This is a genomic window from Bacillus sp. ILBB4, assembly GCF_035064545.1.
In the GTDB taxonomy this organism is placed as follows: Bacteria; Bacillota; Bacilli; order Bacillales; family Bacillaceae_H; genus Priestia.
In genome coordinates this window covers 103,086-117,303 of sequence record NZ_JAIQVD010000001.1, presented here as the reverse complement: position 1 = coordinate 117,303, position 14,218 = coordinate 103,086, and the positions used below count along the sequence as shown (strand labels likewise).

The 14,218-nt window shown below is 39.8% G+C and carries 17 protein-coding genes; 11 read left to right on the top strand and 6 right to left on the bottom strand.

Annotated features, from left to right (window positions below; all coding sequences use genetic code 11):
- Window positions 1-99 precede the first annotated feature (99 nt).
- Window positions 100-1,350, top strand: coding sequence for a C40 family peptidase (locus tag LAV82_RS00715; protein ID WP_053487639.1), 1,251 nt, complete (start codon window positions 100-102; stop codon window positions 1,348-1,350).
- A gap of 39 nt (window positions 1,351-1,389) precedes the next feature.
- On the opposite strand, the gene LAV82_RS00710 is transcribed toward LAV82_RS00715, so the two are convergent.
- Entirely contained in the window at window positions 1,390-1,929 is a 540-nt protein-coding gene (locus tag LAV82_RS00710) for a DUF2199 domain-containing protein (protein ID WP_499715433.1), read from the bottom strand.
- A 152-nt stretch (window positions 1,930-2,081) separates the two neighbouring features.
- Between LAV82_RS00710 and LAV82_RS00705 the strand changes: the two genes are divergently transcribed.
- The 4 genes from LAV82_RS00705 (at window position 2,082) to LAV82_RS00690 (ending at window position 4,485) form a co-directional block, all read left to right on the top strand.
- Complete coding sequence (locus LAV82_RS00705) at window positions 2,082-2,747, top strand: sigma-70 family RNA polymerase sigma factor (RefSeq protein ID WP_499715432.1); 666 nt, start codon at window positions 2,082-2,084, stop codon at window positions 2,745-2,747.
- Window positions 2,748-2,776: 29 nt separating this feature from the next.
- Window positions 2,777-3,358, top strand: coding sequence for an ATP-dependent Clp endopeptidase proteolytic subunit ClpP (clpP, locus tag LAV82_RS00700; RefSeq protein ID WP_013058493.1), 582 nt, complete (start codon window positions 2,777-2,779; stop codon window positions 3,356-3,358).
- A 144-nt stretch (window positions 3,359-3,502) separates the two neighbouring features.
- Entirely contained in the window at window positions 3,503-4,147 is a 645-nt protein-coding gene (locus LAV82_RS00695; RefSeq protein WP_097823128.1) for a Bax inhibitor-1/YccA family protein, read from the top strand.
- 140 nt (window positions 4,148-4,287) lie between these two features.
- Window positions 4,288-4,485, top strand: a complete 198-nt coding sequence (locus tag LAV82_RS00690) for a hypothetical protein (RefSeq protein ID WP_499715431.1) — start codon at window positions 4,288-4,290, stop codon at window positions 4,483-4,485.
- 32 nt (window positions 4,486-4,517) lie between these two features.
- Here the strand turns inward: LAV82_RS00690 and LAV82_RS00685 are convergent, their stop codons facing one another.
- Window positions 4,518-4,754, bottom strand: coding sequence for a hypothetical protein (locus LAV82_RS00685; protein ID WP_499715430.1), 237 nt, complete (start codon window positions 4,752-4,754; stop codon window positions 4,518-4,520).
- Window positions 4,755-4,917: 163 nt separating this feature from the next.
- On the opposite strand from LAV82_RS00685, the gene LAV82_RS00680 reads away from it, so the two are divergent.
- Complete coding sequence (locus LAV82_RS00680; RefSeq protein ID WP_499715428.1) at window positions 4,918-5,598, top strand: hypothetical protein; 681 nt, start codon at window positions 4,918-4,920, stop codon at window positions 5,596-5,598.
- 131 nt (window positions 5,599-5,729) lie between these two features.
- On the opposite strand, the gene LAV82_RS00675 is transcribed toward LAV82_RS00680, so the two are convergent.
- The 3 genes from LAV82_RS00675 to LAV82_RS00665 form a co-directional block, all read right to left on the bottom strand.
- Complete coding sequence (locus LAV82_RS00675; protein ID WP_013058488.1) at window positions 5,730-5,891, bottom strand: hypothetical protein; 162 nt, start codon at window positions 5,889-5,891, stop codon at window positions 5,730-5,732.
- A gap of 67 nt (window positions 5,892-5,958) precedes the next feature.
- The gene (locus LAV82_RS00670) at window positions 5,959-7,275 is read right to left on the bottom strand and encodes a CitMHS family transporter (RefSeq protein ID WP_057273811.1); all 1,317 of its coding nucleotides are present in this window, start codon (window positions 7,273-7,275) and stop codon (window positions 5,959-5,961) included.
- Between the two features lie 296 nt (window positions 7,276-7,571).
- Complete coding sequence (locus LAV82_RS00665) at window positions 7,572-8,432, bottom strand: LysR family transcriptional regulator (RefSeq protein ID WP_025750019.1); 861 nt, start codon at window positions 8,430-8,432, stop codon at window positions 7,572-7,574.
- Window positions 8,433-8,616: 184 nt separating this feature from the next.
- Here LAV82_RS00665 and LAV82_RS00660 point away from each other — a divergent pair, with 184 nt between their 5' ends.
- The 3 genes from LAV82_RS00660 (at window position 8,617) to LAV82_RS00650 (ending at window position 11,343) form a co-directional block, all read left to right on the top strand.
- Window positions 8,617-9,744 carry a 2-methylaconitate cis-trans isomerase PrpF family protein gene (locus tag LAV82_RS00660; RefSeq protein ID WP_499715736.1) on the top strand — a complete coding sequence of 376 codons (1,128 nt, stop codon included), beginning with the start codon at window positions 8,617-8,619 and terminating at the stop codon, window positions 9,742-9,744.
- Window positions 9,745-9,838: 94 nt separating this feature from the next.
- On the top strand, window positions 9,839-10,504 hold the full coding sequence (locus LAV82_RS00655; protein ID WP_499715425.1) for a cyclase family protein: 666 nt from the start codon (window positions 9,839-9,841) through the stop codon (window positions 10,502-10,504).
- Window positions 10,501-11,343 (top strand): GNAT family N-acetyltransferase, encoded by an 843-nt coding sequence (locus LAV82_RS00650; protein ID WP_499715423.1) that lies wholly within the window; start codon window positions 10,501-10,503, stop codon window positions 11,341-11,343. Before LAV82_RS00655 ends, LAV82_RS00650 begins: the two co-directional genes overlap by 4 nt.
- Before the next feature lie 27 nt (window positions 11,344-11,370).
- Here LAV82_RS00650 and LAV82_RS00645 read toward each other — a convergent pair whose 3' ends face one another.
- Window positions 11,371-11,955, bottom strand: a complete 585-nt coding sequence (locus LAV82_RS00645) for a YjgB family protein (protein WP_211077547.1) — start codon at window positions 11,953-11,955, stop codon at window positions 11,371-11,373.
- 331 nt (window positions 11,956-12,286) lie between these two features.
- Here LAV82_RS00645 and LAV82_RS00640 point away from each other — a divergent pair, with 331 nt between their 5' ends.
- Window positions 12,287-13,858, top strand: coding sequence for a putative polysaccharide biosynthesis protein (locus tag LAV82_RS00640; RefSeq protein WP_499715421.1), 1,572 nt, complete (start codon window positions 12,287-12,289; stop codon window positions 13,856-13,858).
- A gap of 51 nt (window positions 13,859-13,909) precedes the next feature.
- Entirely contained in the window at window positions 13,910-14,197 is a 288-nt protein-coding gene (locus LAV82_RS00635; protein WP_499715419.1) for a hypothetical protein, read from the top strand.
- The last annotated feature ends 21 nt before the right edge of the window (window positions 14,198-14,218 follow it).

The following is a 14,218-nucleotide window of genomic DNA, read 5'->3' as shown; positions in this document are numbered from 1 at the left end:
GGTACTAGCCAATTCCTATCCATCTGCACCATACTTTAACAGGAGAACCATTTACATATAAAACTTCTTGGATGAAATAAAAAACAAAGGAGAACAAACATGAAAGTAATGAAACCTCTTATGGTCACAGCGTTAGGACTTAGTCTTGCCACTTTTTATGAAGGCGCTTTTCCTGCAGAAAAAGCTGTGCAAGTACAGGCTGCAACAGATGAAAACGTGATTGCTGACAAAGCAAAAACGTATGAAGGAGCGGATTACACGTCTGGAGGAGAGACGCTAAGCGAAGGGTTTGACAGCTCTGGCTTCGTTCAATATGTGTTTAAGCAAGCGCTTGATACAACGCTTCCTCGTTCCGTGAAAGAACAGTCAGAGCTTGGAACAGATATCGATAAAAACGAGCTGCAGGCAGGCGATGTATTGTTTTTTGACACGGATGAAAACGGTGAAGTGAACGTAGCCGCTATTTATATCGGAGACGATGAAATGATTTATGCATCTTCTTCAGATGGAAAAGTTGTGGTGAAAAACATTTCAAGTAGCGCGTATTGGTCATCACATTTCGCCAAAGCAAAGCGCATTACAGGAGCACCGGAAATTGCAAAAGATAATGAAGTCATTGCAGAAGCATTAAAACATCTCGGTACACCATATGTATTCGGAGGCGAGTCGCCAACGGACGGCTTTGACTGTTCTGCATTTGTTGCATATGTATTTCAACACGCATCGGACGTGTACCTTCCGAGATCAACCGATCAGCAGTGGCAAGTTGGAGAAGAAGTTGCTCGCGCAGATTTAAAGCCAGGAGACGTTATCTTTTTTAAAGATACGTATCGTGAAGGGATTTCACACGTCGGCATCTACGCAGGCGGCAATCAGTTTATTCATGCCAAGCGCAGCGAAAATGTGACGGTGGATTACCTGACAAGCAGCTACTGGACGTCTAAGTACGCAGGAGCAAGACGCTACGATGACTTATCACTGTCAAAAGACAATCCATTTGTGACGGAATCTCTTAAATATGTAGGAGAAGTACCTTACGCACAAGGTGGGACAAGTCCTTCTACAGGCTTTGATACGGCTGGTTTTGTTCAATACATTTACAAAGAAGCAGCTGGAAAAGACATTCCGCGCTATGCGAGTCAGCAGTGGGAAACAGGAGAAACCATTTCAAAATCTGACTTGAAGCCAGGAGATCTCGTCTTTTTTGAAGGAAGCTCGCTTATTCCATCTATCTATATTGGAAATGATTACGTCGTTCACGTATCTACATCTGAGGGCGTGAAAATTACAAACTATAAAGTAGACAGCTACTGGGCGCCTAAATACCACGGAGCAAAGCGCATGCCATAAAGGTAAAAAACCAAGACAGTCTGGGGCTGTCTCGGTTTTTTAATACGAAGTCAATTGTTTTTGTATGTCTTTGATTCGCTCTAGCGTTATCCCTTCCCGCTGCTCGACGGTTAAAGGGTGATCGGTCGGCTCTAATTCAATGAGCGGCCGTGTTCCAACAGATCTTGTATGCACTTTTGTTTTTAAATTTAACGTTTCCGGATAGCCTGGAATTGAAACTGAAAACCAGCCGAAATAAGGCGGTTCATTTTCTCTTTTGTCACTTTCCCATAAATCTATCATTCGGCGGAAATTTTCTTCACTTAAAGAAACCCATATGTTCCAAGTGAAAAATTCTTCTTCATTAAGAACAGGAATTTCAACACAGCCTCTAATGAAAAAATGTTCTTGATTCATGATACAAATCTCTGAATATATTTCAAAGTCGTTTTGTCTTTCGTCGTCTGACGCGTCATAATAGTAAAAAGGAGCTTCACTTGTATAGCTCATAGGCAAAACAGGCTGAGGGTGTTCACAGGTTAAGTCTTTATAGTGAAGTTTGTTCGTTTTCTTCTTGCCATATAATCGTCTTCTTCGCATATTATTTTAGACTCCTCAGATAAAAGTATCTTCATTATAATACAAAAAAATGGCTGCTTAAGCGTATAATGTGTAAAAAAGTTTGATCCCCCGTATCTTTTGAACTTCCTTTAATCGTTTAGTAAATAGAGAGTGCAAAAGGAGTGAAAATCATGTCACATTCAAAAAAAATCGAAACACAAACAGAAAGCTTTGACGATGCCTGCTGGAACGAGCATTACCCAAAATTGCAGCAGTACTGTCGCTTTTTAGCGCAGAATGTGTGGGATGGAGACGATATTGCCCAAGAAACGTTTTTAAAGGCTCAGCGATATAAAAGTGAAGAGCATAATCTGTCTTCTGCGCTGCTGAAAAAAATTGCGTATCATCACTGGATTGACCTGCTGCGAAAAAGAAAGCGTGAAGGAATAGTCGAAGAAAAAGCTTTGGAACAACAAGCTGAAAAGCATACGTTTGATAGTAAGGGACACTCGGTCGAGCTGCTGATTAGCCAATTTACGCCGAAGCAAGCGGTAATCTTTTTCTTAAAAGAAGGATTCCGCTATCAGCTGAAAGAAATCGCTTCGATTTTACAAACGTCAGAAACAGCGGTAAAAAGCAATTTGCATCGTGCCAAGCAGCGGTTAGAAAAAGACGGGGAGCCATTTTCCACAGATTCTTTTTGGAATGAAAAAGAACGAAAAGAGCTGTCAGAGCTTTTTTATAAGACGCTAGAAGCGCAGGATCCAGCACCTTTGATTCAGGCTTTGCCTTCCTTAAAAAGTGTCATTCAAAAACCAACGTATACTCCGACGTGCACTCTCTGCATGGCTGCATAGCCGTATTACGTGTGATAAGGAGGATATATATGAGCACGATTCCATATGTAATTGAACAAAGTAACCGCGGTGAACGTTCGTATGATATTTATTCGAGGCTGTTAAAAGACCGAATTATTTTAATTGGTGATGAAATCAATGATCATATTGCCAACAGCGTGGTCGCACAGCTCTTATTTCTTGCGGCAGATGATCCTAAAAAAGATATTTCGCTTTACATTAACAGCCCTGGAGGTTCAACTTCAGCAGGGTTTGCGATTTATGATACGATGCAGTATATCGAACCGGATGTTCAAACGATTTGCACGGGCATGGCTGCTTCTTTTGGCGCACTGCTTCTCCTAGCAGGAGCCAAAGGAAAGCGCTATGCACTGCCGAATAGCGAAATTATGATTCATCAGCCGCTAGGAGGAGCCAGAGGGCAGGCAACTGAAATTGAAATTAGCGCCCGGCGGATTTTAAAATTGAAGCAGCATATTAATGAAATCATATCAACACGAACGGGACAGCCGGTTGAAAAAGTGGCAAACGATACGGAACGAGATTATTTTATGAGTGCTGAAGAGGCAAAGGAGTACGGAGTTATTGACGGTATTCTGTTGCCGAAATAAAGAGGTGACAAGGAAGCATAGACGGCAGCGTCTATGCTTGCTTTCTATAGAAATAAGAAAAAAGACCTTAGTATTATCTTTATTTTTCTTAAAAAGGTAGGTATTATATAAAATATAGCAGATTTTAGAAAGAAGGTTTTACACATGCAAGAAGTGATTGGAGTAGAGCAGCGGTCTCTGTTTCAAAAAGTATTAGTAACATTTATTTTTTCGTTATTTATTTCAACAGTTGGCTTATACGCAGGTCAATATGTGCCGCCGGCTTATTTTATTCCGTTAGCGATTGCTGAACTTGTGATGCTGGTTGCGGCATTTATGTTACGAAAGAAAAAAAGCGTAGGATACGGTTTTACATATGCGTTTTCGTTTATATCAGGCATCACGCTGTTTCCGATTGTTAGCCACTATGCCTCAGTAGCGGGAGCGCAAGTCGTTCTTTATGCGTTTGGAAGTACGTTCGTTATTTTTACGGTGATGGGTGTAATTGGCGCAAAAACAAAAAAAGATCTAGGGTTTTTAGGCAGCTTTTTATTAGTGGCGCTGTTAGCATTAGTGTGCATCAGCATTTTCTCGCTGTTTAGTCCATTAACAACGCCTGGACTGATGGCATTTTCAGTGATTGGTACCATTGTTTTCTCACTATATGTGCTGTATGATTTTAATAAAATGAAGCACGGTGAAATCACTGAAGAGCTTGTTCCGATTTTGGCATTGTCTTTGTATTTAGATTTTATTAATCTATTCATCAACTTGCTGCGCTTTTTCGGTATTTTAGGAAGCGACGATTAATAAGAAAGAGACTGGGACAAAAGTGTTTTAGCTGAAGGAAGATCCGAACGTTGAAGATTCTTGATGGAGAATCTTCAACGTTCGGATTTTTTTATTGGTAGGATGAGCGTAGATTTAATCTACTTAGTTGCTTCTAGCTGTTGATTGGAGGACAAGACGGAGACTCCTGGGGGAGAAGCGGAACAGGTGAGACCCCGCAGGAGCCTATGCGACGAGGAGGCTCAGCGGCCGCCCGCGGAAAGCGAAAGTCGAAAGTCTTGCACGGAAATAAACAGCGGTCTAATAAGCAAGCCATAATAGATCATTTGCCCAATTTGTTCGTCTTTAAATTAAAGTGATGTAGTCATGTCTCAATCTTTTTTTGTTTTAGTTATTCTCCGCCATCTCCATCCTCGCTAACGTCATCCTCTGTTTTTTCATAGTTTGGTCCGGTAGCGTAAGGTTCTTTAAAAAACTTGTCAAACCACGTGGAGCTTGTAGCGACCGCGCCGTTTTTAGCGTGAATAAATTCACTGATTGTATATATTTCAACGACTTGCTTTCGATATTTCCGAAATAAAAATGCGCTGGCAACAATGCCAATGCTGATGATTATATACGTATTCATGAAATCCTCCTTATAAAAGGGTTAGTGTTATGTATGCCGGATAAAGAAAGGATATGCGAATCTAAAACAAGTTCGTTTAGTGGTGCGAGTCTTTGAAAAAATGGTAGTATAGAGCGTGCTTAGTACACAGAGAACGTAAACTTTTTTGGAAGGATGCATGCTAGTGGTGAATTTTAAAGAGTTTTTTACTATTTCTTCATATGAAGTAGTTGAATATTGGAGTCGAACAGAAAACGGAAAGAATATAGATGAATACGAAGTGATGTTATATAACGAAAACGTCAGTCAAACAGAAAATGTGATGATCAAGTTTAAAAAGGTGAGCGATGAAATAGTAGTTGAAAAGGTCCAAACTCTCTCTTATTTTGATCAACAGCGTCTTAAACACCCCTGTAAGATTTGCGGCAGCGAAATGATGGTAAAAGAGAACAGTAGCGAAGAAACAGAAGTTTACGTGCATGATTGTTCATTTAACGGTGAGGAAATAGAGGATTGTTTAAGGGAACTAGTACAAAATGAACTTTTGCAGGATGGATTTACTCAAGAAGAATTTGAACGGAACTATGGAGTTAATTATCGTGATGACAGTAATAAAGAATATGGCTTTTACGATGCGCAGCAACGAAATACTTTTTATACCATCTTTAACGATAGTGTTTATCACACCTCTTACGCAGGACCACAAGAGCTGCGCTGTAAGTTTTGCGGAATGGATGAAGAGCTGCTTGTTGTAGACGGAGCCTTCTATCAGAAATGCGCAGTGTTAACTCCACATACCAATCGAATTATTGATATGATTGAAGCAAGAAAACAAAACGAGCCAAACGTAACAAGACGTCCATGAGAGGAAAGGGGGTTGGCAGCTGCTTTATAACCTTCTTGGTAGGAGTTTGCAAAAAACATAAAAAAAGAAGCTTCCTTTTGAGCGAAAGGAAGCTTATCAAGTTTGTACCTATAGGGCTGAGTGCTGCGTAATTAAATAGCTATCGGAATAACCGACGAATCATTAAAGTAAACAACTTCTGAAAGAATACTGCAGCCTTTCAGCTTTTTTAGCTGAGAGAGCGCTTCTTCTTTACTGTCAAACTCGTACATTCTCATTTCACCTTTTCCTACATAACACGTGATTACATACATTTTAGAAGTACCTCCACCTATCATTTATCAATTTATTAATAAAAAGCCATAACAGCTTTTATTCCTATTAAAATAGTGTAAGTGCGCCTGTGATAATAGCAAGGACAATCAGAACAAGAGACGTTAAAACGGCCCATTTAAATGCAAAGCGCTGATGTTCACCAAGATCAACACCTACCATACCTACAAGTAAGAAAGTAGACGCAACGAGCGGACTTAACAGATGAACAGGTTGTCCGAGTACTGAAGCTCGCGCAATTTCCATTGGATCAATTCCGTAAGAAGCTGCAGTTTCAGCGAAGATAGGTAAAACACCAAAGTAATAGGCATCGTTACTCATCACAAATGTAAACGGCATGCTTGTTAAAGCGACGATTGTCGGTAAAAACGAACCGAGTGAATCAGGGACTAAATGAATTAACAGGCTGGCCATTTCGTCAACCATTTTAGTGCCGGATAGTATTCCTGTAAAAATACCAGCTGCAAAAACAAGCGCTGCAACGGTTAACGCGTTGCCTGCATGAGCCATTAAACGTTCTTTTTGATCCTCGAGTTTTGGATAGTTAATCATAAGAGCAAGCGCAAAACCAATCATAAATAAAACGGAAACAGACCAAATGCCAGAAACTAACACGACCATGAGTGCAATGGTTAAAGCTAAGTTAATCCAGATTTTTTTAGGCTGTGTAATATCTTCTTGAGAAGTTAAGGACGCGTCTTCAGCAAAAGCAAGCGAGCTTTTTAATTCAAACTGCTCGATGTCAATAGCACCAAGTCGTCTTCGCTCTTTTTTCCCAAGGATATAGCCTGTAAAGATTACCCACAAAGCTCCGCCAATTAACGTTGGAAGAAGTGGAATAAAGAACTCTGATGCATCGAGGTGAAGGGCGACAATCGCACGAGTAGCCGGGCCTCCCCAAGGCGTCATGCTGCTCATGATACTAAGAGAAAGCATCGCAACTGTCGTTAACACTAACGGACTCATATTCAGGCGTTTATAAAGGGGAAGAAGAGCAGAAACCGTAATCATATAAGTGGTTGTACCGTCTCCGTCTAGTGCAACTAAAAGCGATAAAAGAGCCGTTCCGATGACGATTTTAAGCGGATCGCCTTTTACGATTTTTAACAGCTGCTTAATTAGTGGATCAAACAGTCCGGCATCAATCATAACCCCGAAATATAAGATGGCGAACAGCAGCATCGCAGCTGACGGAGCTACTTGTTTTAACCCTTCTAGCATCATGTCTCCGACGCCTTTACCAAACCCTCCAATCACCGCAAAAAGAAGTGGAATGACCATTAAAGCTACGATAGGAGACATCCTTTTTGACATAATGAGATACGTAAAGACAATAATCATTGTAAAACCTAGTAGTGCTAGCATTCAAACAACCTCCTTTATTTTCCCTCTTTTCTCTGAAAGCGTTTTCTTTTAGAGTAAAAAAACGTGACTAACATCTCTCATCCCCATGTATGAGTCGTAGTTTGATTATTAAGAATTTTTAAAGCCGCTCTTTACTCCCGCTGATGTTTCTTGTTTTCATGTTAGTACATTTTTAAAAATAAAGGAAATATAGGTTTTTTTAGAAAGTTCATAAAAAATTTTTATAATGGTAGTCTAGAAAAAAGCTTGGCCTAAAAGAGAGATTCTTCCAAGACGCAAACTTTTTAGCTTTTGCTTTATTTTTCACTTAGCTTTAAAAAGTCAATAAATGCTTTCACGACCGATAGATTCAAGTAAGAAGGATCATACATGAGCCACGTGTTTCGAAGCAAAGGTGATTCATCTCGGTATGAAAGTCCGTATGTATATAAGTTGTCGCTGGAGTGAAGGCAAATTTCAGGTAAAATTGCAAAGCCTAAATCATTTTTGACCATTTCTTTGGCCGTTTCTTGCCGGTCAACTTCCATTGCCACAAACGGAGGCTCTGAAAACTTGTCATGCCACCAGTCTTGAATGAGATCTTTTAGCGACGTATCGGTTTTATAATTAATATAAGGCAGGTTCGGCAAGTCATCGATCGCAATCTCTTTTTTCGAAATTAAGCAGAGCCGTTCTTTCGTCAGCAGTGATTTTTCTCCGTTCCACGGATAATTGCCTCGTAAAATACCAACGTGCACACGCGAAGAGTCTAATAGATTCATAACTTGCGTACTCCAGCCGGTATTGACGCTGAACTGTACATTTGGGTAGTGAAGAGAGAACTGTTTTAAAATTTTAGGAAGCTTATGCTGTGCAAAGTTACTCGATACACCTAAGCGAAGCGTTCCCGTAACGGTTTCGCTCATATTACGCATGCTGTCTTTTGTTTCCTGCAGCTGCTTCCACATATTTTCCGCATAGCGAACAAGATGCTCACCTTCAGATGTAAACTCAATTCCTTTTTTCGTTTTGAAGAAAAGCGACACGCCAAATTCTTCTTCAAGATTTTTAAGGCGGTAGCTTAAAGAAGGCTGCGATACGTAGAGCCTTTCAGCCGTTCGCGTAATGTTCTTTTCTTCGTGAAGCGTTTTAATTAATATCCAATCTTTTTGATCCATCCCAATTCCCCCTTGTATTTAGATTATAAAAAAATTTTTAAAAAGACAATAAATTTTATGTATTTTACTTATGACGACCTCTATTATACGATAAATGGCAAATGAACCGGTTCTACATAGTAAAAAAATAAAATGGTTTGATGAACGCCTCGGCGTTTGTTAGTAGGGGAGAAAGGTGATTAATATGACGCGCATTCCTGTAACGGTTATGAGAGGTGGAACGAGTAAAGGGGTTTTTATCAATCATGAAGAAATGCCTGTGAACAAATCTGATTGGGAACCGTTTTTGCTAGATATAATGGGAAGTCCGGATCAACGTCAAATTGACGGGTTAGGCGGAGCCAATTCGCTGACGAGTAAAATTGCGATTATAAAAAAATCAGATTTAGAGAAAGCTGACGTAGATTACACGTTTGCACAGGTCAGCATCAGCGAATCCCTCGTTGATTTTAAGGGAAACTGCGGCAATATCTCTTCAGCGGTCGGACCTTATGCCATCGAACAAGGAATTGTACAACCTGTGGAACCGGTGACCAAAGTGCGGATTTATAATACGAATACGAAAAAAGTAATCGTAGCGGAAGTAGAAGTAGAAAACGGAAAAGTGAAAACAGAAGGATCGTGTATGATTCCTGGAGTGCCAGGTACGGGTTCACCCATTTATCTTTCGTTTGAAAACGGAGAAGGAGCCGTTACTGGAAAACTGCTTCCGACCGGGAACGCTATTGATCTTCTGCAAACATCCATCGGGACAATAAAAGCATCAATTGTTGATGTAGGAAATCCGCTTGTATTTGTTAAAGCAGCGGATATTGGCCTAAAGGGAACAGAACTTCCGCATGAATACACGGACAAACAGCTGAAGCTATTTGAAGAAATTCGTTCCATTGCAGCGGAAAAAGCGGGGCTTGCACCTCAAAACAAAGCAACTAAACTATCACCAGCGGTTCCAAAAATGACGATTATTGCTCCTCCTATGGACCATCGCGACGGGACTGGCAGAGAAAAAGCTGCTTCTCAAATGGACGTATTAATTCGCATGATGTCGATGCAAAAACCGCATCAAACGCTTGCGATTACAGGAGCAATTTGTACAACGGCGGCGATTTATACAAAAGGCACGCTTCTGTCAGAAATGGTTCAATTAAAAGGCGATACCGTTCGGCTTGCTCACCCAATGGGAATTATGGAAACCAGTGTGGATCTAAAAGATAGACAGGTTAATGGAATCAAAGTAGTGCGTACAGCCCGTCTTATTTTTGAAGGATTTGTTTATACAAAGCATACGTACGATGTATGTTTATCAAGTTAATAATGTTCTCTAAAAAAAGCTCTTTCTAGGAAACTAGGAAGAGGTTTTTTGTGTTAGAATATTTTTACTGAATATTGAAAAAGTGGGTGGGAGTATGAAAAAAAGAACGTATATTGATCTAAGCCACATCATTGAAGACGGAGTTATCACACATAAAGGCTTGCCGGCACCAATCATTTGCGATTATTTGAGCCGAGAAGCGTCTAAGAAGCTTTATGAACCAGGGACTGAATTTCAAATCGGTAAAATTGAAATGATCACGAATACCGGTACGTATATTGACGTGCCGTTTCATAGATACAAAGACGGAAATGATTTAGCTCAAACGGCTATTGATAAAACAGCCGGACTGGAAGGAATAGTCATTTCGGTTGACCCGACTTTAACGGCTATTGATGAATCTCATTTTCAACATATAGACGTAAAAGGCAAAGCGGTATTAATTCATACGGGATGGGATCGCTACTGGAATACAGACGATTATTTAGAAAACCATCCATACTTAACGGAAAGCGCAGCAGCTTATTTAGTGTCTCAACAGCCCGCTCTTGTCGGAATTGATTCGATGAATATTGACGACACAAAAGGAAAAGCAAGACCAGCTCATACGCTGCTGTTAGGGGCGGATATTGTGATTGCTGAACACTTATGTCACTTAGATCAACTAACCGAGTCCTTTTTATTTTACGCTGTGCCTCCTAAAATAAAAGGAGCCGGAACGTTTCCGGTAAGAGCATTTGCGGAGGTAGAAAGAAAATGATCCAGTTACATAGATATAGAGAAGTACAGGAATTTAAAAACCAAGTAGAGCTGCTTTTATCAAAAAATGAAGTTCTTCATAACTTAGCGCTTGGCATTTTACACGGCTTAAATGAAAACAGCAAACCAAATTTTATGGGCGTTATTTTTAAAGATAGCCGTGCTGTGCTTGTGTTACTGCAAACGCATCCTAAGCAAATCATACTGTCTCAAATACAGAAGCTAACGGAAGGTGAACTAAGCGAAGCGGCAGAGCTGTTACAAGAAATCGACATACCGGGCTTAGTTGGAGAAAGACAAACGGTTTTATATCTTTCTCAAAAACTAGCAGATTTAAAAAATCAAGAAGCTTCTTTGAAAATGGATCAGCGCATTTACCGGTTAGACAAAGTAAAAAAAGCTGCGGATGCTGAAGGAATGCTGGTAAAAGCAAGGTTGGAGCATCTTTCGCTCGTGACAGAATGGATTTGGGAGTTTATGGGCGTCATTGGAGAGCCTGTATCAAAAGAACAAGCTGTCAAAACAGGAGAAGCTTTTATTAAAGCAGGATGGTTATTTTTATGGGAAGTGAACGGGAAGTATGTGTCGATTGCCAATGCTACGCGTCCAACGACTCATAACATTACAATTAACTTTGTGTACACACCTCAAAAAGAACGTAAAAAAGGCTATGCCTCAAGCTGTGTATCCGCGCTTTCTCAGCTTATGCTAGATGAAGGGTTTCAAACAACAAGTCTATACACAGATATGACAAACCCTACGTCTAACAAAATTTACATGGATATTGGGTATGAACACGTAGCCGATTCAGCACTGGTTTTATTTCACGAAAAAAAGTAGCAGGCTGTCTGCTACTTTTTCTATTTCTTAAGGTTTTGCAACTAAATTTACGTGATTTAATGTTTTTGCATCATCAAAAATAAATTCAAGATCATAGGCGCCGGCGTGATACGTGTATCTCGTTTGAGTAGTACCATCACCTTTTACTTTGCTTGTAAAGTTTGGCTGACCTAATTCTTTCTTTAAGTTAGCTTGCGTGATGGACCCTAAATTTGTTTGACGCTCTACATTTGTACCAAAATAGCGGATTTCGTTAATGACATTATTTTGGTCATAGCCAAATGCATATCCAGGGTGACCCATTTCCGCATGATAGTAGTCAAAGTTGTTTGATGAACCTTCAGGCGGTGGGCCGAACTGATCGCGAACGTCTTGACGCAGTGTTTTGCCAATTTTGAAGTCTGCCGTTAAGCGTGGCACTTCACCTTTTACTGCGGCATTGTAAATTTCATTAATGTTTTTTACAGCTGTTTGACTTTGACTGCTTGTTTCTTGAGATGTAGCTGCGTGTGCTGGTGTATCAAGCTGAGCGACAGGGGCAAATCCAAACGCAGCAATTCCTGTAATCGTTGCAGCCGCCGCCGCTTTTGATAGTCGTTGTTTCATTTTCATGATTTTTTCCTCCTATATATAACGATTTAGCAACCTCAGTCTACCTAAAAGAACAGGTAGGCCAGAATAGTCAAGGAGTCTTAGTTTAGTTGGTAACTGATATATATAATTTAACACGTCTTTTAGAATGTAAACGTCAGTTAAAGTAAAAAGCAAAAAACGATTCATTTATCATAGGTGAAAAGGTTGGTTTCTGTTCCTTTATTAGGTAAAAAACGTAATATAGAGAGGGTTCTAATGTTTTATAAAAAACTAGATAAAAATTGTAAGTATGATACAATAAATCAAGTATTTGTTAAAAATACAATATTTATTTCTGGAGTTTTGATGTATGGAAAAAAATTTGATGAGAGGTACGCTTTTATTAACGGCGTCTTCTTTGTTAACAAAAATTTTAGGCTTTATTTATATTATTCCTTTCACAGCCTTAGTGGGAACGTCAGGTTACGCGCTTTATAAGTATGCATACGGTCCATATACCTTGATGCTAAGCTTGTCGACAATGGGTCTTCCGCTTGCTGTTTCGAAGTATGTATCGAAATATAACGGTCTTGGAAACTACCGTGCGGGACAAGATCTGTTAAAAGCAGGACTTCTATTAATAACGATAACGGGCATAATAGGTTTCTTAGTCCTCTATACGATGGCACCGTGGCTCGCTGAACTAGTCATTAACGGAAAAGATTCCTCAGGAAATAGTCAAAAAGACGTAGTGTACGTCATCCGAATGGTAAGCTTTGCTTTAATTATTATCCCGCCTATGAGTCTATTACGAGGCTACTTTCAAGGTAACCAGTCTATGGGACCGTCCGCGCTAAGTACGATTATTGAACAAATAGTGCGAGTGTTGTTCATTTTAGTAGGAGCATACGCTGTTATTCACCTTTTTCATAGCACAATGACAAAAGCTGTTGGAATCGGTACGTTTGGAGCGTTTATTGGAGGCGTAGGGGGAATTGGGATTCTTGGAGCGGTTTATTTGAAACGCAAGCGGTTGATTATGAAAGAAGTGAACAGCGGAAAGAATAATAAATCCGTTTCGTTCTCTTCAATGTTCAAAGAGCTTGTAACGTATGCCGTTCCGTTTGTATTAGTTGGTTTAGCTATTCCTATCTATCAAAATATTGATACGTTTACGATTAACATGCTTTTTCAATCAATAGGATATGGACAAGCTAAAGCCGAAACGATCAACTCCGTTATTGGATTAGCCCAGATTTTGGTGATGGTGCCAGTATCTTTAGCGACTGCCTTCAGCATGTCGCTGATTCCGGGCATTACGTCTTCTTTTGTGCAAGGAAATTTACGGGAAGTAAAAGGGAAAATTACAAAAACGCTGCAGCTGCTGTTATTTTTTACTCTTCCTGCTACCGTGGGGCTTTGTTTATTAGGCAAGCCGGTATATATGATGATTTTTGGAGCAAAAAACAGTCCTGAAATCGGTGGAGTTGTTTTACAATGGTACGCGCCTGCTGCCATTTTATTTGCTCTTTTTACAGTAACAGCCGCAATTCTTCAAGGAATTAATCAGCAAAAGAAGTTAATTTTAGGCTTGGGCTTAGGAATTGTTATGAAGATAGTATTAAACGTACTATTGGTTTCAAGCTTTAAAGAAATTGGACCGGTTGTCGCGACGTACGGAGGGTATGGTGTATCGGTTATCTATAACTTTTATTTAATTGAAAAATCCATTTCTTACCGATTTCAATCACTGGGACAAGCTGCATTGACGCCTGTTTTATTAGTAAGTGTGATGTCAGCCGCTGTGATTATCGGCAATTATGCTTCACACTATTTTTTAGAAAACAAGCTGTCCCCATCTTCACTTGCGATTAGCACATCTTGTATTTCAATTGCTTTAGGTGCTGCTGTGTATCTAGTACTTGGCGTAAAACAAGTTTAAGGCAATCTGTTGTATTAAATAGAAGAAAAAGAAAGTAAAGGAGAGAAAGGTGTGTCAAAACGATTTGTACTAACCGTAACGACTGGAGGATGTATAATAATCTTCGGCGCGCTGCTGCTATTAAATTGGGAAAGAGTGTTTGGAGACTACCGTCCGATTCAAACAGCAAAAGCCTTATTCAAATTAGAAGTGGGAAGTCAAGATGTAGCAGAGACTACGGATTCAGATGATGCACTTCACTATATGGTGAAAAAAGGACATTTAGATGAATATATTCAACTGATGAATAAAAAAGGTTATGTGCTAAAAGAAAAAGATATTGATCATAACCGAGTTTAAGGAAGGGCTTTTTATGTACAA